Here is a 20,075-nt window from a genome sequence, read left to right on the forward strand (position 1 = left end):
TGATGACGAGCTTAAATTAGCAGCACGCACTGTTTCGATATTTTTGCCAAATTTGATCTAACGAAGGTCTTGTTGTCATAGGGTTTGAGGCTCCAAACTCATGGAAATAAACCATTTAGGCTGCATATTCTCAAAGTCTTTTCTTAGGTGTGAAGTTAAAGACTGAGATGAATCGAGCACATAACCTTGTCCATTAACACGCTTAAACACAACCCAGTGCCAAAAACCTTCACCAGCCTCTTCGTAGTATTTAATGGCTAATAAAGCGAGATCTGGCAAGGCCTCCCAACTCGTAAAAGGGGTCTCTTCCGTATGTGTTTTTATATTATATTGAGCCAATAATGTACGAACATAGCCCGTATCCGAAAAGAGTTTTGTATCATCCGCAAAGATGCCTAATTGATTCGCTTGGGCTTTTACTTCCTGATAACTAAGGCCCAAAGTATTCGCAACACTGGCAATACCACAGCCTGTTTGCTCATCTTGCCTGATCGGATTCAGACTCATGAGATTTGGCGATTTTATGTTTTGTTTTACCATTTGTTGCATGTCCTTTTTTAACTGATTTTCTCGTGATGACAGCTTGTTATTCAGATACTGAAACTGCACGCCTCTCTGCATCCAGAAGAGTACGTTTTCGCTCCAATCCCCAACGATAACCACCCAAACTGCCATCCCCTCTTAAGACTCGGTGACAGGGAATCAAAACACCTATAGAGTTTTTGCCACAGGCTGTCGCTACCGCACGAAAGGCTCTGGGTTTGTCTATCCCTTGTGCTACTTCTGAATAACTCAGTACATCTCCCTCTTTAATACTTAAAAGGAACTGCCACACTCGCATCTGAAAGGCTGTGCCTCGCATATCTAAAGGTAAGTCAGGTCTAGGGGCGCCTTGGCTAATATGCTGATTAAGCGCCTCTATCCAGTTGGATAATTCGATCGAATCTTGGGCATCACTTGGGGTTAATTCGGCCTTAGGAAACTCCGCCTGCATTTGCTCGATTAAGCTTTTTTCATCTTCACCAAACTGCGCGAAACAAACCCCTTTTTGCGTGGCGGCCATGGCAATTAACCCTAAAGACGTGGACGCAAAACCATAAGAGATATGCTCCCCTTTTCCACCCGCTCGATAGGCTTTTGGACTCATACCAAGGTGTCTTGATGCTTGCCCGTATACGCGACTAATAGAGCTATAACCTGAAGCAAAAATAGCATCGGTTATCGGCTCTCCAGCTTGTAAGGATTGCTTGAATTGTCCCATACGTAAGGCATCTTGATAGGCTTTAGGGGTTACTCCAAATGCTAATTTAAAACGACGTTGTAACCAAGACGCTGAGAGCCCAACCACCAGAGCCAGTTGCTCTAGAGAAAGGCTTTCTTCCAAGTGATTTTGAATATAACGTGCCACCTCCACAAGCTGGTTGAGTTCCGTCATATCTTCGTTGGCAAGGCAGCGTTTACAAGCACGAAAGCCTGCTAGTAAGGCGAGTTCTTTTGAGGAAAAGTAGCGGATATTTTCGGCTTTCGCCTGACGCGATGGGCAAGAGGGCTGGCAAAAAATACCTGTGGTCACGACTCCATAAACAAATTTTCCATCATAACTTGTATCACGGTCTTTAACGGCTTGCGCCATCTTTGATTCAGTTAGCTTAGACATAGAATCACCTACCCTCTTACTTAAAGCGAATTAAGACTGACACCCAAAAGTGGGTAAGTCAGCCTTAATCATTAAGCATACGCTAACATGAAACCATCCAATTCTTGTTTCGTAATTTCACTCTTTCTAAAAAAGTTAAATCACACTCATCATGCTAGCAAACACACACCAAGCCACAATGAACAAAGGAGATTTCTTCCAGAAAGTCAGTAAGCCATAACCTAGAATCACAATAACAAAATCCAAATTAGAACTAATCGCCGAAGTAAAAATAGGGTCGTAAAGAGCCGCAGCCAAAATGCCCACTACAGCAGCGTTAATACCTGCAATCACATAGGCAAGGTTTGCCTTATGACTGATGCTTTGCCAAAGAGGCAGCACACCTGCAAGTAATAGAAAGCCAGGTAAAAACATAAAGATCAGTGCACTAAACGCACCCGCTAGATAACCAAACTCAGTGGGAATCAAAGCGCCTAAATAAGCGGCAAAGGCGAACATAGGCCCAGGAATCGCTTGTGAAGCACCGTAACCTGCTAAGAAGTTTTCGTTAGTTACCCAACCTGTGGCCACTACTGATTCTTCAATCAAGGGTAGCACCACATGGCCACCACCAAACACCAAAGCACCCGCCTGATAAAAGGCTTGCGCTATGGCCATAAGCCCTTCTGCTGGCACTAGGATGAAAAAGGCTAACAGTGCAAAAAACACGGTTAAAAGACTTAAACCTAAGCGCTTACCATAAGGTACTTGCAGTTGAGAGTGAGCTTCTAGATTAACACTACGACATAAGAACAAACCGGCAACACCTGCAAGTAGGACCACAAGAATTTGCGCCCAAGCAAAGCCACTTAATAAAACAGCACTCGCTGCAAGTATGGCGATACTTGCCCTTTGCTTATCAGGGCAAAGCTTTTTACCCATGCCTATCACGGCATCAGCCACCACAATACAGGCAACCAATTTAAGACCATGAATTAAGGCTTCACCATAGGTATTGGATAACAAAGGCAATGCGCTGGCAAAGCCAATTAAAATAGCGACAGAAGGTAAGGTGAAGGCTAAAAAGGCTGCAATAGCACCCAGCCAACCGGCTTTTAATAAACCAATTGCAAAACCTAATTGGCTACTAGCAGGGCCGGGTAAAAACTGGCAGATAGCAAGTAATTGACCAAATTGACTTTCGCTAACCCAAGCTTTTTCTTCCACAAAGGTTTTACGGAAATAGCCGATATGGGCAGCTGGGCCTCCAAAAGAAGTTAACCCTAATTTTAAGAAGCTTAAAAAGACTGTGAAAACAGATACTTGCGCATTCTCACTGGCGACTTGACTAGACATTGTTTGCTCTTCCTATGTTACGAGCCCAAGAGTCTATTAAGAAGTTGTTACAAAGTATATTGCGGCTCAAAATAAATTTTAGTTTTTGTCACTTTTCACCTTTTAACCTTTAACCTTTAACCTTTCACAGTTCAAGCACAAAATAATCTAGCCCAGATGAATCATAAAGAGAGACCGCTGACACAGGGCGCATGCCCAGTTTATGTAAAACCTTTTTAGAGGCATGATTCTCTGTTACAGCGACACCATATACCTTTTTATGGGAGGTATTCTTACTCATAAAATCTAAGGCTAAAGCTGAGGCTTCAGCAGTGTAACCCAGCCCTTCATACTCCTTTATTAAGGCAAAACGAATATCAAGTTCACCACCTTTGGGAGTGTATTCAATTCCCACAAAACCGATCGGTGTTAGAGCATAGGCAAGCTCGTCTAGGTTTGAGCCTTCTTCCTTTGAACATTGGCTTTTCAGCTCATCGTAATTTTCATCTTTTAAGCCAATCACAAAGGTGCCAAATCCATGGTCATGCCAATGCTGAAGTCGCTTGTGCAGATATTTTTCACGTTGAATCAGACTTAAAGGAGAGCCTGAGGGTAAAAAGCGAGTCTGCTTAGGACAGGCCAATATTTCACTAAATAAAGCAAAATCTGCAATTGATGGCTGACTTAAAACCAGCCTTTCGGTGGTTAACATCTTACGCCTCTCCTTTAGCATGATTTAAATCGGTATCCATTAGCCTAGTGAAATTAACTCACCAGATAGGCTTGAGCAAGTTAAGGAACCTGCGATTAAGTCACCTCTTCACAGTCTGCTTTTTAAAGTTATATGGGAAAAAAGTGACAAACAAGGCGTTACTTTGCGTTTATTAATAGAAAGTCATTGTAGGTACCTTTCGAGAAGTGACAACACAGGGTGTTACTTTTTCTGAAATGCCGTTTAGGTATTCTTCAAAGACCCGAAGGGCGTGGTCTAAAAGCCCTATCTTTATGTTGAGGCCCTTATCAATAGAATAACTATTAAGTAGCGCTCCTCGCCATAAATCTAGCGGCTTTTATCCACACGCTGAGGCGGGAGGACTTATTCGCAGGTTCCTTAAACATTCTCATTGCTTGAAGCATTGAAGGAATACATACGGATTTCGTCCCGTGCAAACCAGCCCAGCTTTTCATAAAAAGCTTGGGCTTTGAGGTTGTCTTGATGCACAAACAAGTGGGTTTTAGGTATGCCGATTTCAGCCAGTGCACCAATAGATTTTTCCACCAACTGATAGCCAATTTTCTGGCCTCGATGCGCTTGAGAGACAGCAAGGTGTTGCAGGTATCCACGACGACCATCTGTACCAACGAGTACAGCACCAATTAACTTAGTTTGATGCGTATTTCCTTGGTCTAGGGCGACAAAACTCAAACCTGCGTTTCGTTCTAGGTAATAACCAATACTTTCTTTCGAATCACAATCCCGTAATGACATGCTCTCTGTTTGCTGCCAAAGGCTGATAACCTCTTCATAGTCCTTTAATTGCATTTCACGAAGTATAATCACTTTAGCCCCATCCTTTTTAGCAAGCTAACCTATTGAAACATAAAGTTAAGTTAACAAGGCAAGCAAAAAACAACAAGACAAACAAAAAAACAACAAGGCAGAAGACGCTAACTGAGAACAAAAACGGTTTTGCTCTCAGTGTTTAGCATGAAAAATCACTAAGCAATTAAGGCGGGAGCTACCATGTTTTCTGGGCTTAATAATTGGTTTACTTCGTCTTCACTTAAAAGCGCTTCTTCTATAATCAAGGCTTTCACCGTATTACCCGAATGCAACGCGGTATTGGCAATACGAGATGCATTGGCATAACCGATATGAGGCACAAGGGCGGTGATGATACCAATACTGTTTTCCACATGGGCAGCACAGGTTTCTTCATTGGCTTTGATGCCTTTTATGCAGCGGTGTTCCATCATCTCACAGGCTTGAGTCAGCATTTTCAGTGAGTTAAGCAGGTTGTAGATAATCATGGGTTCCATGGCGTTAAGCTGTAATTGTCCTGCTTCTGCGGCCAATGAAACCGCCATATCTGAGGCCATCACCTGATAAGCAGTTTGGTTCATCGCCTCTGGAATCACAGGGTTCACTTTGCCCGGCATAATGGAAGAACCAGGTTGCATGGCTGGTAATTGGATTTCACCTAACCCAGTTCTTGGGCCACTTGAGAGTAACCTAAGGTCATTACTCATCTTGCTTAGCTTGATCGCAAGGCGTTTTAGTATGCCTGAGAAGAACACAAACGCCCCCATGTCGGAGGTGGCTTCTACCAAGTTAGAGGCAGGCACAAATGGCTTAGCCGATAATTCGGCAAGGTTAGCCACAGCGAGGCTGGCATAACCTGCGGGGGTATTAATGCCTGTTCCTATGGCAGTGCCACCTAGGTTTACCTCGCATAACAGGGTGCAGGCTTCACGAATTCTATCTATGTCTTCACCAAGATTGACGGCAAAGGCATCAAATTCTTGTCCTAAGGTCATAGGCACTGCATCTTGTAACTGAGTGCGGCCCATTTTTAAAATATGAGAAAATTCACGGCCTTTTTCTTCTAGCGCACCTTTAAGAGAAGCCAGGCTTGGAATAAAATTTTCAGCGGCATATTGAATTCCCAAGCAAGCGGCGGTGGGGTAAGCATCATTCGTTGATTGGCAGCAGTTTACATCATCATTTGGGTGTAAATACTGATACTCCCCTTTTTGATGCCCCATCAATTCAAGCCCAATATTAGCAATGACTTCGTTAGCATTCATGTTAGTGGAAGTACCCGCGCCACCTTGAATCACATCCACAATAAATTGGTCATGATAATTGCCAATGATGAGCTCTTCACAGGCACCCACTATGGCTTCGGCTTTATTTTCTGGAATCAGGTTGAGAGCTTGGTTGGTTCTAGCGGCCGCGGCTTTAACCATGGCTAACGCCACAATCAAGTCGGGAAAATGTGAAATAGGGACACCTGTAACAGAGAAGTTTTGCGCCGCTCTTAAGGTTTGAATTCCATAATAAGCATCGGCAGGTACATCCATTTTACCCAGCAAGTCATACTCTAAACGCATTGTCATCTTAGTTAACCCTTTCATTCAAAACACTGAACTAGCAAAAAAGCCCTGCTCTGACCTTAATCCAGAACAGGGCAAACGCTGTATTTCAAGCAAGCAGAGTTAATGTAACGTGAGCGCTATCCCTTTAGGTAGTTTGTAACCTGTATCATTTTAGTGCTACTTGATGCTAAATTAGCATCAAGTAGCACTATACATTTGATCTAAACACTCTCTGGGTAGATGATATGAATCACGATTTTCAAGCCAACCTAAAATTACTTTGTAGCTTTTATAAGTCTATTTCTGAAGTTTGCCGCCGACTCGACATTAATCGTGCACAATTTAATCGCTACCTTAATGGCACAACCTTTCCCTCAACAAATACCCTGCGACGCTTTTGTGACTTTTTTGGCGTGGAAGTTGAAGAAATAAAGCTGCCCCACCAGCAGTTTCAACGTCTTGTTCAAGTAAAGCCTGAGCCTTTAAATACAAGCGCTAGCCAAGCCTCTGACCCCGCGCTTATTTACCAGCAAAGAGTGATGCAAATGGGACAAAAAGGCTTAGATAAATATCTGGGTTATTATTTTGAGTATTATCTTTCTATGGCTTACCCCGGCAAGATATTAAGAACCCTGGTGTGTCTTGAAAAACACGCGGGTAAAACCTATTTCCAACGCACTGAACGTATCCAGAAAAAAGGCAGACGCCATGTGTTCCATGGTAAATATAAGGGCATGGTGCAATACCTATCTGATCGTATTTTTATGATGGATTTTGAAACCCTCACCGAATATGAAATTACACAAACTATCCTCTTCCCTTCGTTTAAGAATCGTATTGATTGCCTAACAGGCCTAAGATTAGGGGTTTCTGGTAGCGGAGAGCGCATGCCTTGCTGTACCCGAGTGGTCTACGAATACCTAGGTCAAGAAGTGAGCTTTCGTAAGGCGTTTAAACTATGCGGCCTTTATGATCTAGATTCTGATGAGATAGAAAGTGGCATTCGCCAAAATATTCGAAATGATATTAAAGAGGATGAATGGCATTTTAGAGCCCGTTTTTAATGGGCTCATACTGACGTTTGATGATCTGCTCACTCTAATGCCTTACGCAGAGCTTTAGCCCAATAAGGTCAAGACATTACCATCAGGGTCTTTAAAATGAGCAAGGCTTGCCCCCCATTCTTGCTCTTCGGGTGACCCTTGAAAAATAACACCTTTCGACACTAGTTCCGCATAAGCGTCATTCACGTTTTCAACTTGTAAACTGATACCAAGAAAGCGGCCTACTAAAACGCGGGCTTCCTCATCACTTGGGTCTTGCTGCTCTAGGGCAAGCGTTCCGCCTGTTAAGCTAAACTCAGCCCAACCCAATTCATGATTCACACTCTTTAGAGGAAGCCCTAAAGTATCTGAATAAAAAGCGATACTTTGCTCAAAATTAAAACAAAAAATCCTATGACAATAGAGAGTGTATTTCATTGCTGGTCTCCTTGGGAACCTGCGGATAAGTTCTCCCGCCTCAGCGTGTGGATAAAAGCCTCTAGATTTATGACGAGGAGCGAAACTTAATAGTTATTCTATTGATAAGGTCCTCAACATAAAGATAGGGCTTTTAGACCACGCCCTACGGGTCATTAAATAATACCTACTCATCATTTCAGAAAACGTAACGCCTTGTGTGATACTTTTCCCCATATACCCTAAAAGAGCAGACTGAGAAGAGGAAACTTATTCGCAGGTTCCCTAGCCTATTGCCTGGATATCGAACAGATCGACATCTCTTGCTAACAAGGTTTTGTACTGGATAAGTTGTGTTTTAGGCATTAAAGGGACTCTTATACCCTCAAATTCAGACATCACCGAGGTGGTGAAATCGATATTTTGATTAACCCAATCACCGTCTTTTTGTCTGATTTTTACCCCTGGCACTAAGCCAATTTCAATTTTCTGATCTTGATAAATAAGTTGTAGGTATTCTAGATCCCATTCGCCTTCTAGGTAATGGGTTAGAGGTTTGGAGATAAAAGGGGCAAGTTCTTGTTCCAGTTTAGCCGCATCTTCTTTTGGAATATAAAGGTCAATATCTGCAATCGGCCTTTGAGCACCATAAATATAGGCCGCTAGACCACCGACAATCTGATAAGGCACATCAGCGTGCTCTAAAATGGATTGAATCCAAAGCAGTGCATTTTTTACCTTATCTAAATCCATTTTATAATTTTTCATGCCTTTGACTCCTCGCTAAAGTGGATTAGCAATACAGACTTTATAAATCTTAAGCCATGTCTGATAGTTTAGTTGATCCGTGAAATCCTGTTCATTTACCTTGTTATCACTATGTGATTGATTGCATTGATTTTGGGTACCACACACGCTTTCTTTAAGGTCAGCAATTTCTTCTGTCACGCAACCTGAGTAGAATTCATGCTTTGCTATCATGTTATCAAGCTGACGCCTTTCTTTTGCATTTAGCCCTGTTTTAGCTGGGCCATTATGGGTTGAGCAGCCAAGATTGAATAACAAACCAAGTAGGGAGAATGTAAAAAGGAGTTTCATATCAGATTCTTCATACCCTATCCATTTGAACTAAAGAAAATCCCATTGTGAGAACACCGCCGCCTGTCCATAGTAATTCGCCTTAGCATCAATAATATTCCACACGATTGCCTGTTTTATCATAAAACGTTTTCCCTTAGCAGAAATACGCACCCCCGAATAATCATCAATATAACCTTGGCGTGACACCGTATTTAAAAGGTATTCCCTATCGGCCTGATTAATGGTTTCAGCGGATAAACGAGAGGGCATTTGAGTCAAGTCTTGCCAGCTTATTTCAAATAATTCGAGGGCGCTTTTATTACCAAAATTAAAGATAGGGTCGTCACCCAAACCATGTGATAGCAAGACAAAAGGCGCTGTGTCTAATTGCTCGATAATACTTAATGACGCGTCACTATTCATGCCGTTATAGACAAGCAAATCATTGCCAGTTAAACGCTGAAAGCTTTCAACCAGTCGAGCACCATGCTCAAGATAAAAAGGGTTTGTTAAAGGCTTATCCATCATAATTTGCTTCAAAGTTAATCAGTTATCAGCAGAATATAACAAATTTAAATCAAGTTTAACTGAGGACAAGTGCGCTTAACTCGTCCAACTGACTTAGGGTCATACTCGCTGTCATTCCCCAAGGGTCGAATATGGCCTTATCTGAGCGCTTTACCCAAGCCGCATTTAAACCAAAAGAAAGTGCCCCAATAAGGTCAAAACTATTACTTGAAACCAACCAGGTATTGGCTTTATCAGCGCCAGTTTTATCCAAGAAGAGTTGGTAAACGCTAGGGTTAGGCTTAAAGGTTTGAAGCTCATCAACACTGACAATATCAATAAAATAATCATCTAAGCCAGCATGCTCAAGTAACCGAGCGACAGCCGCTTTTGTGCCGTTAGAAAAAGCATATACTTGGGTACCAGCGGCTTTTAGCTTTGTTAAGGCGGGTTTTACATCGTCAAAGGCGGGTAAGCATCCATAGGCTTGAATTAGCTCGTCTTTTTGCGCTTGAGTTAAAGTCGTCTCCATCTCAAGACAGGTATATTCAAGGGCTTCTTTGGTACAAACAGAAAAGTCTTGGTAAGACTGCATCAAGCCTCGCCTAAAAGCATATTCTAGCTGCTTTTCTCGCCACCTCGTTGAAAACCGGGTCGCGCTCTCGCCTATCATACTTTCAATTTTGGGTACTAAACCCTGAGTATTAATTAAGGTGCCATACACATCAAACGCAAATACTAACGACATGATCTAATCTCAGTAAGTCATCCTAGAAACCTTAAAATTAAAGAAAACACTCGCCCCTGTCTATAAGACTTAAGGAGCCTGCGAATAAGTTACCCGCAAAGATGAGAGGATGTATTCGAAGGTTCCTTAAACAGAGTGTTAAATCACCTTTAAAATTTTAAAAAGTGAAAACAGGATAAAAAAAGTTAAAAAAACACTTTACCTCAAGTTAACTTGAGGAATTAACCTTGTGTCATTCCAAACACTCAACCCTTTTTGCAAGGAAGACATCATGATACAACTCGAACACATAAACCTAGTCGTTAAAGATATCCCTGCCATGCTCAATTTTTATCAAGCGGTTTTCCCCCATTGGCGAATCCGCGATGAAGGGAAAGGAGAATGGTATGGCAAGCCCAGAAACTGGTTACATTTTGGTGATGATTATCACTACATTGCCCTAAGTGATCATGGTGAAGGGGAAAATCGAGATCTTGAAGGTCATCAGCTTGGTTTGGCGCATTTTGCTTATGTCACCAATAACCTAGATGCCGTGATTAATCGTTTACTTGCTGCTGGCTTTGAAATCGCCAAAAATGGCGCACAGGACCTTTATCGTAAGAATGTCTACTTTTTGGACCCCGCAGGATTCGAAGTAGAGTTTGTTGAATATTTAAGTGATGATCCAAAAGAGAGAAATCTATCCAGCTAAACTTAGACTTTTATAAAGTAAAACCTAGTCTAAAGGCACTCACTTTCCATGTTTCACTCATCCCCAAGCTCTGGGGCCTGATATTTAAAGCGGGGGATTTCTCCCGCTTCAAGTAAGTCTTGATAAGCCTTGCGTACTTTTTCAACCATGGCTTTAGGGGTTTTATTGCTCATGGCCATATAAGGTCTTGAGACTTTAAATGAAATCAGCTTTTCAATTTTTTCTATGGGCTGACCTAACGCATTAAACGCCTCGACTAAAACAGGGTAAGAGCCCAAAATCAGATCGATTCGATTACGCATGAGCATCTTAATGCTTTGACTACGCTCTGACACCGCATTGATATTGGTAAAGCCTTCCGACTTTAGAATCTCATGATTTACATCCAAGAAATTGACACCGATGGCATACTTTTTCGCGTCTTCAAGTGTGTTCGCTCGAATATGTGGGTTAGTTTTCAAACGATAAAGCGCCGAGTTATGCTCCTCTGATGCTAGCAAGCCTATCCATTGAAATTTTGCTTCTCTCTCTGCCGTGCGATTAATAGTATAAATTAAGGTATTTTTATCATGCTGAGCCATCGCATAAGCCCGTGCCCAAGGATAAACCTGAAAATTTGCCGTCAAACCCGCTTCTTTTAAAACCATACGAACCAATCGGGTTGCTGTCCCCTTCACTTCCCCTCCCTCTAAATAATTTAGTGGTTTGAGGTTTTCGGTAACCACCTGAATATCATCATCCGCATAACAAGATAAAGTGGTACTCAAGATCAAGACTAAAGGAGCAAGGGGTTTCATGTGAGATTTAGGTCTAATTAGGCTAAGTGGCGATTATAATTTACCCTCTGCATCTGACACTAGGTAATCGATCACAAATTCAGCGCTTTTTTACACTAATGAGCAATTAATTGATCTAGGGAGCCTGCGATTAAGCCATTTCTGCTAAGTCATCTCTTTTTAGACGTCTGACAAATGACAGACAAAACGGCACCTTTTCTAAAATGCCGTACAAGCATTAATCAAAGACCCGAAGGGCCTGATCTAAAAGCCTTACCTTTAACTGGAGAAGCGGACCAATAGAGGAACAATCAATAGAACAAGGATTAAATCGCGTCCTCACTTTTCTCACTCTTTTTTCTCACTATTAAAGATAAGTAAACTTGATTCATCAAGAGACTAACAAATAGGGTTAGTCGTTGATAAGTCTTCATGAGACATAATTGCCTTTGAGATTGGAGATAAGGCGAGAATGTCCACTTGCTTCCAGCTCTTTTGCTATGCCTTGTTCTAAATCGCCTAAATGAATTTCAAAGTCAGGTGTTTTTGGTGCTTGTCTATCACCTTCAAGTTGAATGCCGGCATAGCCTCTTTGAATGGATTGCATTGATGCAAAACGCACTACATTCATTATGCTAGCGCCAGACAAAGGGTATTTGTCCGCAAGATGGGTTAAATCTATTTTGTCTTCCAGCTTCGCTTTATCTGAAAAGCTTTTTTGCCATAGGGTTAAACGCTCTTGAGCGGCTGGGACAGGAAAATAGATAATCGATTCAAAACGGCGAAAAAATGCATCATCAAGGTTATCTTTCAGGTTTGAGGCTAATATCGCGATACCATTAAAAGTCTCAATACGCTGCAATAAGTAAGCAACATTTTGGTTCGCAAATTGATCGTTGGCACTCTTTGCCTGATTACGTTTTCCAAACAGGGCATCGGCTTCATCAAACAATAAAATCCACTTTTTATCTTCTGCCAGATCAAATACCTTGGCTAAATTCTTTTCAGTTTCGCCAATGTATTTCGACACCATTAATGACAAATCTATTCGATAAACATCATGCCCAGAAACCTTGCCTAGAAGGCTGGCAGTTAATGTTTTCCCCGTGCCTGGCGGGCCATAAAATAAAGCGCGATAACCAGGACGAATCTTGCCTTTGAGCCCCCATTCTTGCATCAGACGCTCGCCATACAAAATATGATGCTGAATATCTAACACTTGCGCCATGACGGCATCAGGCAAGATAAGTTGCTGCCAATCAAGGTCTGTAAAAACATATTGAGCAGGGAAGTTTTGATTCGTTTCGGGCCTTAAAGCGCGGCCAGTGGTAAATCGATACAGGGCCTCTTCGGTTAAGCCTATTGGCATGGACATGAGGTGATTAGACTCGCTACGCTCTAACCTTAGCACCTGACTTAGGCCCTTAAGGCTCAATACTTGCTCTGGACTAAGGCTCTGACTTTCTCCTTCACTTTCTTCTTCAACAATGGCTTGTAGCCAGTTTTGAATATCAAAATGCGTCTCTAGCCTTGCACCAGATAATATAAATGCCAGTGTCATCCCACTCGCGTAGGGTTTATCTTGCTCAAGCTGAACACCAAACTCAAAGTAGGTTAATCCTGTCACCTCATTTCGCATCAATAAGGGATCAAATAAGCTTGGCCTAATCTCACTCGCGAGAGCCAAAACCAGCGCTAATCTATGTTCAACAGACAACTCAAACTCAAGGACAAAGTTGGCATAAGCACTCAAGGCCTGATGTCTATGATGGCCACTTCTCTCATTAAACTGACTGGATCGCCCCCAATTCTGCGCCTTTAAAATAGGAGGGCTAGGTAAATTAAACGACTTGCCTTGTTCAAGGGTTAAGCCTGCTTTCTCTGATTGATTTAATGCTTGAAAATAAATACTTAAACGGGCTTGTATCAAAGCCTCACACCAAGCAAATTCTTGCGTTAAATCTTCTGCACTTAAGCGAAGATAGGCCTGATCACGCTCGGGCAATTCAAGCATATGATGAGAAAGTGTTTGCACCTGATTTGAGGAAGTCTTATGTCTCATAAAAACCTATTTTATTTACAAATAGTCAGTGAATGGATACATGAAAGGTCATGATAGAGCACAGATATCATTGAAAAGATTGCAGCTGAGCTATCTGCTTATCTTGCTGAAACATCGATTTATTGTTACTCGCCTCTAAAGCCAGTTGACCCAGCTTAGTCGCATGCTCTTCAAGCTTAGGATCATCATTAACGGCAACCCCATTAACTTGAGTCGTGGCTTCTACCATGCCCCACATTTGCTGAACCACATGGCCTAATTCATGGGGTAAGTGGTGCTCTTGCCCTAGGGCCAAATAAATTTGATTTCCTTGGGCATAGCCATGGGCTTGAACCAAAGCAGGTAAAGGTGAGGCGTAATGTACTCGCACCTGATTAAGGTTCAGCCCAGTCAGTTTTTCCATGCCTAATTTAAGCTGGGTAGGTAACCTGACACCGATAGAGCGCGCAGGAAATTGCGTCGGCCAATCCGCTACCTCACTAAAAATGACCATATCTTGTTTACGTGCTGTCTTATTAAACATGTCCTTTCCTTTCAACAATAAACAATGAAGAGGACTAATTTAAGCCGTAATCAGACTGAGTACTGAGCATAAACGAGGGAAAATTCGGCCTAAAAAGGGCGAAGTGAAATAGATAAATTACTCAAGGAAGACTAAAACTAGATGCTTTTTTCTCGTTGCTTTTATCTAAGCATTTTCATCTAAATAGTCTGGTGAGAAGCCTTATTCGCAGCCTCCCTAGAAAAGACCGTAGATTACATTATTTCTACCGCTCTCCTTTGCTTTTATTGGATTAGGGTTATCACCTTTATCAAAGTATTAAAACCATCATGGTTTAGGAGAAGTTAAATGAGTGATGTACAAACAAACAATGCATTAGGCCCGACAGAGAGCCCTGCACAAGAGGTGCTAGCCGAAGAAACAACTCATACCGCGCAGCGAGTAATGAGCCAATCAGAAACCGCTCTTCCCTTAATCGAACCAACAAATCATATCCTAAAACCCAGTTATATTTATGTGGCCGGAAAACTAAGACCTCACTTTCCAACCCGCGGATTAGAGAAAGAGTATGATGCGGCATCACAATCATTGGGCGCTAATCCAAGTGATTTTAATAAGGTATTTACTTACCAAGAAAATAATCAAACACCCTATCGTTATATTGCCGAGCAAGTAAGTTGGATTTTAAGTGTCAGTGGACAAGATGTTTATGTCCTTCTCCCTAACAGTAGTGATGAGCTAAATGAATTTATTGATTCTCTTATTTTTGATGCCGACAGCAATTTGGCAGATGAAACCTACTCGGTGGCAATTGGTTCAAAAGGGCCATTAGCACCAGAGGAATATAGCAATGGTGAGCCTTTACCTATGGTAAATTGCCATCACCTTTATCATTTCACCACCGCACAATTACAAGATGAATTGAATGATAAAAACACCACAACCATAGCCATCAGCAATGTATTAGAAGCCCTAACCAAACAGCCTAATACGGGCGCAAGTGATTTTGATAGGGCAAAGAATTTTGCAGCCTTTCGTTATCCCAGCATTTACGCCACTCGACTGGCATCTAATCAGAGCAGCAGCTATTCATCGAGCAACCCTGATGACGAACAGTTTCTAGAAAACCTGGAGCTTAAACATTCCAATGTGGCCCCAGGTCGAAAAATTGTCGATATTATTTTGACCTATCAAAAAAACATCAGTGGCCGTCAAACAAGCTATTACGCGAGCATAGATGTGACTGACCTCTACCCCTTTTTACATAGCAATCTCACCATTTACATTCCCACAAATTAAGCCTGTGACTGCTACCTAATTAAGTTCAAGAAGGAGAAAAAAATGACAAATCACATGCCGTATCAGCCATCACAACCAGGCAACTTGGGCGCGCTAGATTATATCTATGTCGGCGGTTACGTTCGGGCAGAGTTTGATAATCTAGGCTTAGAAAAAGAGTTTGAGCGTAGTTTTGCATCCAGTAATGAGCAAAATGACAAACTGCTCTTTATGCCAGACAACCAAATTCAAGTATTAGAAAATAAAAACTGGTTTAGTGACAGGGACTATTGTCTCTATAAGCATTTATCCAATCCCAAAAATCGCTATATTGCGAGGCAGATGAAGTGGTCTTTGATTAATGCTTATCGGGATGAAATGTATTTTTTAGAGCCTAATACCGAGCAAATAAACACATTAATCAATGCCCTAAAGCCAGATGAAAACAGTAACAAGTGTAAAATCCACACAACATCTGACACCTTAACGCCAATCAATGTTATCGGCTCTTATCAAATCACCCATACTGAGGATTTACCTCGTATTCATATATTGAAGCTAGATACAATTCGACAAGCGGATATAGTGAGAAAGATTCATGCTCAACATGCAGGTTTTAATGATAGCAAGCTAAGAAAAGTCGTTGCAGACTTGTTGTCTTTAGCAGGTAATAATGGCGATACGGATCAAGATCGCGCACTCAATTACACCCTTAAATATAATCTTGAAGTCTATATGGGCGCCTATGAACTCATTTATAAGCATGCAAATAGTCATTCAGATAGGGAAACCGCACAACTAAATAATGTCACTGTTCTCACTGAGATTTGTGGTAAACGCAAAATCGCCAAAGTCATTTTTGATTTTCAAAATGTGGAAAATAGCATCGGCCAACATTGGTACTGCGCGATTGATGTTACCCATGAGTACCCATTCTTACTGACTAAATTTAAGCGTTACTTACCGAGATACTAAAGTGAGTAAGCACAAACGAAAAGCGCCTATTGATACAGGCGCTTGTTTTTTGCTTTTTTATCAAACTCTCTTTTTTTAAACTCTCCTTTTAAAACAAGAGAAGCGCTAATCATAGGTTTGTATGGTTCGAAAGGTCAGATTGACTCTAGGTCCATGATACATTTTTGTAGGCGGCAATCTATGTAACCAATGGGTTTGTGTTATCCCTTTCATAACCAGTAGGCTGCCATGATCTAACACTTGAGAGATGACTTCTTTGGTTTTTTTATGCTTAAACGCAAATTTACGTTCAGCGCCTAAGCTAATCGAGGCAATAGCACCATGGTTTTTTAAATCCTTTTCGCCATCACTGTGCCAAGCCATACCTTCACTGCCATCGTGATAGAGGTTTAACAGACATGAATTATAGGTTTCTCCACTCTCGGCTTCTGCCATCGCTTTCAGCGCCATCAGTTCCTGAGTCCAAGGCAATGCCGTTTTGGTGGTATTTGAATAGGTATAGGTAAAAGGCTTTTCGCCATACCAAGCAACTTTGCGCTTGGTGATAATCTTTTTCCCATAAATAACGGCTTCATCATTTTTCCACTCTATTGTATTAAATAGTGCTTCAAAAAAATGATCCGCCTGGGGCAAAGGCATGATGCAGCCATAGTATTCAACACTGCCATCATGGGGCAGTAGCTCTCTTGGCCATTCTTCTAATTGATCAAAGAGATCCATTACTTAACCCTTCACCTCTAAACAAATTAACCTATGTTTTCTTAGCTTTTTTTAGCTAACAGCATCATGGAAGATAATGCCCATGGCATACCGTTCGCCACTTAACACCTCACTAATACCATGCTTCATATTGACCCTATAATACCCTCTTACTCCCTGTTCAGGTTTAAAATTCGTGGTAAATATAATCATATCGCCCCGATCTGGGGTTAGCACTATGGCTTGAGATTGAGCTCTTGGCACCTGCCTTGTCATAACAAACTCGCCGCCTTGATAGTCTTCACCCTTTTGACTTAACACTATGGCCGCCTGAATGGGAAAATAGACCTCCCCATATAAATCTTGATGCAAGGTATTAAATCCTGTTGGTGGGTATTTAAGGATCAAGGGGGTGGGTTTCATCTGGGCATTGGCTTCACATTGCGCGCTTAAGCTTGGCAAATGCTTGGGAAAACGTGTCTCTAGATTCAAGCATTGCATCCAAGCATTCGCCACAGGCGCTAAATGCGGATACAAACCTTCGCGCAAGTCTTTCACTATATCGGGTAAAGGGTAGTCCCAATATTTATACTCGCCAAAACCAAAGCGATAACGCTTCATATCCACGATTTTACGATACTCACTTTCATTGTTATAACGCTTAAGGAACCTGCGAATAAGCCCTCCCACCTCAGCGTGTGGATAAAAGCCGCTAGATTTATGGCGAGGAGTGCAACTTAATAGTTATTCTATTGATAAGGTCCTCAACGTAAAGATAGGGCTTTTAGACCACGCCCTTCGGGTCTTTCAGAAAAAGTAACACCCTGTGTTGTTACTTCTCGAAAGGTACCTACATTACTTCAAAGTAACGCCTTGCGTGACACTTTTTCTGTAAAGACTGAGAAGAGGTGACTTAATCGCAGGTTCCTTAACCAGGCTCTGACATTGGCTATCTGACAAAAAATTAGAGACGAGGGCATAGCCTTTTTCATGCAAGCTGTGACAAATTTGCTGCCAATCTAATTGATTGATTTGATGATTCAGACTCATATCACTCCTTAAATAAATTGTTCTGACATCAAGTTAGCAAGTACCAATGGGTAAAAACATCTGATTCTTGCCTGCTATTTTCAAAGGGTCATTTACTTAGATAAGAAGTACGCTTTAAAACTATTTCAATCTAGTGCGTCGCATCATGAAAGATAATCCCCATGGCATAACGCTCTCCACCAAGCACTTCTTTCACCCCATGCTTCACCTTCACTTTGTAATAGCCTTTCCCCCCTATTTCAGGCTTGAAATTAGTAGTGAAAATCAGCATATCACCTCTCTTGGGAGCCAACTCTATCGCCTTAGTTTGACCGCTCATACCTTGCTTTGTTAATACAAAAGTACCCCCTAGATAATCTTCATCTTTTTGATTGAGAGGAATAATAGCCTGCAATGGAAAATACACCTTGCCGTATATATCCTGATGCAAATTGATATAGCCGCCTTCAGGATATTTTAAAATAAGTGAACTTGGGATCAGCTGACCATTGGCAACACACTGGGCTTGTAAGCTGGGTAATAAATCAGGAAAGCGGGTATTGATGTCTAACGATTGCATCCAAGTATTCGCCACAGGAACAAGCTTTTGATAGAGAGTTTCTCGTAACGTTTGTATCAGCTCAGGCAAGGGGTAATCCCAATTTTTATATTCTCCAAAGCCAAAGTTACTAGGCTGCATTTCAACCTTTTTACGATAACCTTGGTTGGACAGATAGCCTTTTATTAAATGCTCACAAAGCATTTTGGACATAAAGCTGGGGATCAGAGCATAACCATGGTGATTGAGTTCGGACAATATGGGCTGCCAATTTAGCCCTTGGATTTTATGTTTGATTGATAAAGACATGTTTTTCCCTAAACAAGATATTTTGCCAAACACTTTAACAAAATTTGATTAGAAAAAAGAGTCACAGCTTAAATTGGGTCACGAGGAAACCTTCGATTAATTCAGGTTTCTAACTTGATCAAAGATTAAAATATAAAAACCATATTTTAATAAATATAAAGTCGAAAAAATTTAAAAATTAAGTTCTTTCTCTTTCGTTAACTATAAATAAACTCGATAGGTTTTATGTTATTTAAACAAGAAAGCCATTAACTAAAAACAAATCACAAAGTAACTCATGAGAAATCATTCAACTTCTTTAGCTATATCAACACCAAACTCTTTTTTAAATAACATTTTTGTATTTTCAAATGCCATTTCCAAATGTTTTCTATCCTCTTCATCACGGGAACCAAAATAAGGGAAATGATGTAAGTAATGACCAAATACAGCTTGGCAGTCTTGAACGTATTTTCTAGTATCTAAAATATGGTTATGCCACACAGCATCTATAGCAAGGGTTGGTGAAATATTGGTATCGTATTTTCGAATAAGAAAAAGGTATTGGCGGTATTGGTTAATAGCAAAGGCGGCATCCTCTTCATCCCAAAGAAGCCCTAAGTCTCCTGCGCACTCTTCGTCAGTCATCTTAAAAAAGATCATGGACATGTCCATATTAAAGATATAATCCTTTATCTCCTCTAAAGTCTTTAGTTTTGGCACATGTGGAAATGAAAGAGGTAAACCTACATCATCTTTTAAATCTTTAATATCAAATTCTTTAAATTCCATTTTAATACCTGCCAGTTTAATACCATTAACAATCATAAATATAAGAAGTAAGCACCTTATTAGTTTCCCTATCAATTAATAAGGTGCTTAAATTAACGCTAAAAGCTACTTAGGTGTGTGTAAACACAGTTTGCCGCAGAAGGCTTTCTTATCGCTTTCTAACTTCATTTTGAATTGTGTTTTCTTATCACCTTTTTGAGCTGTTTGAAAAAAGGCTTTTTTAGCAAGACTAGCATTTACTTTATTCATAACAATATTCCTTCATATTTGTTTTTAATATTTTTATAGTTTTCCAACTAATTGGAAATATTATGTAAGCAACCCCTATAAAAACTGTCAAGACATTAGCGCCATTTATTATAAATAAATGCAAAAAAGCTATATTGTAATAAGCCGTAATTGATAAGTTAATACTTGAAAGAGATGATTTAAAACATTTATTTTTTATCAAATAACTTTAAAAAGTGCTAATTTCTTGTGAAATTAAATTAATAAAACGACATTTTATTTTTTAATTTTAAAGCATTTAAGAGAAAAAGAGACGCCGTTTACAAAAACA

24 protein-coding genes are annotated in these 20,075 nt (G+C 40.8%); 4 read left to right on the forward strand and 20 right to left on the reverse strand.

All coding sequences use genetic code 11. From position 1 onward, the window contains the following. Window positions 1–75: 75 nt before the first annotated feature. The 6 genes from MED121_RS05130 to MED121_RS05155 all read right to left on the reverse strand — a co-directional run bounded on the left by MED121_RS05130 (window position 76) and on the right by MED121_RS05155 (window position 6,091). Window positions 76–540 carry a hypothetical protein gene (locus MED121_RS05130; protein WP_242603177.1) on the reverse strand — a complete coding sequence of 155 codons (465 nt, stop codon included), beginning with the start codon at window positions 538–540 and terminating at the stop codon, window positions 76–78. 46 nt (window positions 541–586) lie between these two features. Further along, window positions 587–1,657 carry a methylated-DNA--[protein]-cysteine S-methyltransferase gene (locus MED121_RS05135; RefSeq protein WP_009832563.1) on the reverse strand — a complete coding sequence of 357 codons (1,071 nt, stop codon included), beginning with the start codon at window positions 1,655–1,657 and terminating at the stop codon, window positions 587–589. A gap of 135 nt (window positions 1,658–1,792) precedes the next feature. Then, window positions 1,793–2,992 (reverse strand): chromate efflux transporter, encoded by a 1,200-nt coding sequence (gene chrA / locus MED121_RS05140; RefSeq protein ID WP_009832564.1) that lies wholly within the window; start codon window positions 2,990–2,992, stop codon window positions 1,793–1,795. A gap of 124 nt (window positions 2,993–3,116) precedes the next feature. Next, complete coding sequence (locus MED121_RS05145; RefSeq protein WP_009832565.1) at window positions 3,117–3,683, reverse strand: GNAT family N-acetyltransferase; 567 nt, start codon at window positions 3,681–3,683, stop codon at window positions 3,117–3,119. A gap of 399 nt (window positions 3,684–4,082) precedes the next feature. Beyond that, window positions 4,083–4,532 carry a GNAT family N-acetyltransferase gene (locus MED121_RS05150; RefSeq protein ID WP_036178756.1) on the reverse strand — a complete coding sequence of 150 codons (450 nt, stop codon included), beginning with the start codon at window positions 4,530–4,532 and terminating at the stop codon, window positions 4,083–4,085. Between the two features lie 158 nt (window positions 4,533–4,690). After that, window positions 4,691–6,091 carry an aspartate ammonia-lyase gene (locus MED121_RS05155; RefSeq protein WP_036178759.1) on the reverse strand — a complete coding sequence of 467 codons (1,401 nt, stop codon included), beginning with the start codon at window positions 6,089–6,091 and terminating at the stop codon, window positions 4,691–4,693. A gap of 224 nt (window positions 6,092–6,315) precedes the next feature. On the opposite strand from MED121_RS05155, the gene MED121_RS05160 reads away from it, so the two are divergent. Beyond that, the gene (locus MED121_RS05160) at window positions 6,316–7,134 is read left to right on the forward strand and encodes a helix-turn-helix transcriptional regulator (protein WP_009832568.1); all 819 of its coding nucleotides are present in this window, start codon (window positions 6,316–6,318) and stop codon (window positions 7,132–7,134) included. A 54-nt stretch (window positions 7,135–7,188) separates the two neighbouring features. On the opposite strand, the gene MED121_RS05165 is transcribed toward MED121_RS05160, so the two are convergent. The 5 genes from MED121_RS05165 to MED121_RS05185 all read right to left on the reverse strand — a co-directional run bounded on the left by MED121_RS05165 (window position 7,189) and on the right by MED121_RS05185 (window position 9,865). Continuing rightward, the gene (locus tag MED121_RS05165) at window positions 7,189–7,551 is read right to left on the reverse strand and encodes a VOC family protein (protein WP_009832569.1); all 363 of its coding nucleotides are present in this window, start codon (window positions 7,549–7,551) and stop codon (window positions 7,189–7,191) included. 264 nt (window positions 7,552–7,815) lie between these two features. Then, window positions 7,816–8,298, reverse strand: coding sequence for a hypothetical protein (locus tag MED121_RS05170; protein WP_009832570.1), 483 nt, complete (start codon window positions 8,296–8,298; stop codon window positions 7,816–7,818). Window positions 8,299–8,313: 15 nt separating this feature from the next. Continuing rightward, window positions 8,314–8,628, reverse strand: coding sequence for a hypothetical protein (locus MED121_RS05175; RefSeq protein WP_009832571.1), 315 nt, complete (start codon window positions 8,626–8,628; stop codon window positions 8,314–8,316). Window positions 8,629–8,658: 30 nt separating this feature from the next. Further along, entirely contained in the window at window positions 8,659–9,138 is a 480-nt protein-coding gene (locus tag MED121_RS05180; protein ID WP_207382774.1) for an MEKHLA domain-containing protein, read from the reverse strand. A 55-nt stretch (window positions 9,139–9,193) separates the two neighbouring features. Then, the gene (locus MED121_RS05185) at window positions 9,194–9,865 is read right to left on the reverse strand and encodes a haloacid dehalogenase type II (RefSeq protein WP_009832573.1); all 672 of its coding nucleotides are present in this window, start codon (window positions 9,863–9,865) and stop codon (window positions 9,194–9,196) included. A gap of 274 nt (window positions 9,866–10,139) precedes the next feature. On the opposite strand from MED121_RS05185, the gene MED121_RS05190 reads away from it, so the two are divergent. Next, a complete protein-coding gene (locus tag MED121_RS05190; protein ID WP_207382788.1) occupies window positions 10,140–10,556 on the forward strand; it encodes a VOC family protein in 417 nt (138 codons plus the stop codon). 53 nt (window positions 10,557–10,609) lie between these two features. On the opposite strand, the gene MED121_RS05195 is transcribed toward MED121_RS05190, so the two are convergent. From MED121_RS05195 to MED121_RS24030, 3 genes are all read right to left on the reverse strand, one after another. Then, window positions 10,610–11,323: a transporter substrate-binding domain-containing protein gene (locus MED121_RS05195; RefSeq protein WP_207382775.1), complete on the reverse strand. Its 714-nt coding sequence runs from the start codon at window positions 11,321–11,323 to the stop codon at window positions 10,610–10,612. Between the two features lie 439 nt (window positions 11,324–11,762). Beyond that, window positions 11,763–13,394 carry an ATP-binding protein gene (locus MED121_RS05200; protein WP_009832577.1) on the reverse strand — a complete coding sequence of 544 codons (1,632 nt, stop codon included), beginning with the start codon at window positions 13,392–13,394 and terminating at the stop codon, window positions 11,763–11,765. A gap of 67 nt (window positions 13,395–13,461) precedes the next feature. Beyond that, window positions 13,462–13,917, reverse strand: a complete 456-nt coding sequence (locus tag MED121_RS24030) for a DUF4157 domain-containing protein (RefSeq protein ID WP_009832578.1) — start codon at window positions 13,915–13,917, stop codon at window positions 13,462–13,464. Between the two features lie 327 nt (window positions 13,918–14,244). On the opposite strand from MED121_RS24030, the gene MED121_RS05210 reads away from it, so the two are divergent. Then, window positions 14,245–15,195: a hypothetical protein gene (locus tag MED121_RS05210; protein ID WP_009832579.1), complete on the forward strand. Its 951-nt coding sequence runs from the start codon at window positions 14,245–14,247 to the stop codon at window positions 15,193–15,195. 42 nt (window positions 15,196–15,237) lie between these two features. Next, the gene (locus MED121_RS05215; RefSeq protein ID WP_009832580.1) at window positions 15,238–16,149 is read left to right on the forward strand and encodes a hypothetical protein; all 912 of its coding nucleotides are present in this window, start codon (window positions 15,238–15,240) and stop codon (window positions 16,147–16,149) included. Window positions 16,150–16,254: 105 nt separating this feature from the next. Here MED121_RS05215 and MED121_RS05220 read toward each other — a convergent pair whose 3' ends face one another. From MED121_RS05220 to MED121_RS24380, 6 genes are all read right to left on the reverse strand, one after another. Then, entirely contained in the window at window positions 16,255–16,869 is a 615-nt protein-coding gene (locus tag MED121_RS05220) for an alpha-ketoglutarate-dependent dioxygenase AlkB (protein ID WP_009832582.1), read from the reverse strand. Window positions 16,870–16,920: 51 nt separating this feature from the next. After that, window positions 16,921–17,469 (reverse strand): 2OG-Fe(II) oxygenase, encoded by a 549-nt coding sequence (locus MED121_RS05225; protein WP_083789364.1) that lies wholly within the window; start codon window positions 17,467–17,469, stop codon window positions 16,921–16,923. Between the two features lie 234 nt (window positions 17,470–17,703). After that, the gene (locus MED121_RS05230) at window positions 17,704–17,898 is read right to left on the reverse strand and encodes a hypothetical protein (RefSeq protein ID WP_009832584.1); all 195 of its coding nucleotides are present in this window, start codon (window positions 17,896–17,898) and stop codon (window positions 17,704–17,706) included. Between the two features lie 130 nt (window positions 17,899–18,028). Further along, a complete protein-coding gene (locus MED121_RS05235) occupies window positions 18,029–18,745 on the reverse strand; it encodes a 2OG-Fe(II) oxygenase (RefSeq protein WP_009832585.1) in 717 nt (238 codons plus the stop codon). Between the two features lie 285 nt (window positions 18,746–19,030). Continuing rightward, window positions 19,031–19,516, reverse strand: a complete 486-nt coding sequence (locus MED121_RS05240; protein ID WP_036179419.1) for a glycine-rich domain-containing protein-like — start codon at window positions 19,514–19,516, stop codon at window positions 19,031–19,033. Between the two features lie 105 nt (window positions 19,517–19,621). After that, window positions 19,622–19,765 (reverse strand): hypothetical protein, encoded by a 144-nt coding sequence (locus MED121_RS24380; RefSeq protein ID WP_009832587.1) that lies wholly within the window; start codon window positions 19,763–19,765, stop codon window positions 19,622–19,624. Window positions 19,766–20,075: the final 310 nt, after the last annotated feature.

The sequence above is a fragment of the Marinomonas sp. MED121 genome, assembly GCF_000153025.1.
GTDB lineage: Bacteria > Pseudomonadota > Gammaproteobacteria > Pseudomonadales > Marinomonadaceae > Marinomonas.